The following is a 305-nucleotide window of genomic DNA, read 5'->3' as shown; positions in this document are numbered from 1 at the left end:
ATCAAATCGAAATTAGTCAATATCAACAAGGTCAACCTTTACAGCAGTTTCAATCTGCAATACGGTTATTAAATAGAGATAGGCAAAGCCCTCAGGTATTTAAAGAAGTACGAGCGATGCTTATGAAACTTGACTTTTTACTTCGCCAAGATGAGCAATATATTTATATTCAAGATGCTCGAAAGCTCTCGCTAAGAGGCTTATTTATTATGGCTAAAAAACCTGCATCAGAGCTTTTGATAACCATACCACACCCCTCTTCAGAACGCCTTGCTAGTGATGCTGCGGGCCTACTTTTTTCGTAT

General features: G+C 38.4%; 1 protein-coding gene. It reads left to right on the top strand.

Annotation, left to right across the window (positions count from 1 at the left end):
• The coding region (locus CWC11_RS21330) for a hypothetical protein (RefSeq protein WP_138684208.1) at window positions 1–305 on the top strand (305 nt) is incomplete at both ends.

Origin of the sequence: Pseudoalteromonas sp. S3178, from assembly GCF_005886985.1 — a bacterium.
GTDB lineage: Bacteria > Pseudomonadota > Gammaproteobacteria > Enterobacterales > Alteromonadaceae > Pseudoalteromonas > Pseudoalteromonas carrageenovora.
The sequence above is the reverse complement of the archived record's forward strand: the minus strand, read 5'-3'. Positions and strand labels throughout refer to the sequence as shown.